1 protein-coding gene is annotated in these 1,136 nt (G+C 55.3%); it reads left to right on the top strand.

Translation table 11 applies throughout. The features are described 5' to 3' along the window. Positions 1-1,136: non-ribosomal peptide synthetase (locus tag ACEXOE_RS23690; RefSeq protein WP_394751364.1), on the top strand; the 1,136-nt coding region annotated here is incomplete at both ends.

Here is a 1,136-nt window from a genome sequence, read left to right as displayed (position 1 = left end):
TGCCTGGAGCGCAGCGATTGGGTGGTGGTCTGCATACTGGGCATACTGAAGGCTGGCGGGGCCTATGTCCCGATCGATCCGGACTATCCGGAGGACCGCATCGGCTACATGCTGGAGGACAGCGCCTGTAAGGTATTGATCGATAGTGATGAGCTTTCCCTTTACAGGGAGGAGCTGGGTTCGCTCAGCGGTGAGAACCTCCCCTCCGTAGTCGGTCCAAAGAACCTTGCCTATGTCATTTACACCTCGGGCTCCACGGGCAAGCCAAAGGGGGTCATGGTAGAACATATGGGAATGTTGAACCATATGCTTGCGATGAAGGAAGAGCTGGATCTTGACGAGGAGAGCAAGATCGCCCAGAATGCCTCGATCACCTTTGATATATCGGTATGGCAATTGCTCAATGCACTTATCACGGGGGGCACTACGGTAATCTATGATCGACCGACGATCTTGGACCCCCTACGGTTCCTGGACAAGATATCGAATGAGGACGGCATAACGATATTACAGGTAGTACCGACCTACCTCAAGGTCTTGTTGGATGAACTGGAGAAGGCGCCTTCTTCGGTTCTGGAGCGATTGGAGTACCTGTTGGTGACCGGCGAGACGGTGACGCGCACCCAATTGTCAAGGTGGTTCTCTAGATTTCCCGACAAGAAGGTGGTCAATGCGTATGGTCCTGCAGAGGCATCCGATGATGCCACGCTACATATCATGGAAGGTCTGCCGGACCGTGTCAATGTGCCCGTTGGAAAACCCATCCGCAACCTAAAAACATATATAACGGATTCTTTTGGGGAGCTCTGTCCGATAGGCGTTGTTGGGGAGCTCTGCATAAGCGGTGACGGCCTTGCACGTGGATACCTGAACAATCCGGTGCTGAGCTCTGAGAAGTTCGTTTCGAACCCCTATTCGGAAGGGGACCTGATGTACCGCACGGGTGACCTGGGCCGATGGCTTGTTGACGGCACGATAGAGTTCATGGGCCGTATGGACCACCAGGTGAAGGTGCGCGGCCACCGTATCGAGCTCGGGGAGATCGAGGGCGCGCTTCAGGAACACGGTCCGATAGGCAGTTCCGTGGTCCTTGCCCGTGAGGTCCCCGACGGTTCCCGTGAACTGGTCGCCTATGT

Source organism: Spongiimicrobium salis (assembly GCF_043678055.1).
Lineage (GTDB): Bacteria > Bacteroidota > Bacteroidia > Flavobacteriales > Flavobacteriaceae > Spongiimicrobium > Spongiimicrobium salis.
Note: the sequence above shows the minus strand (reverse complement) of the source record. Positions and strands in the feature narration are given on the sequence as shown.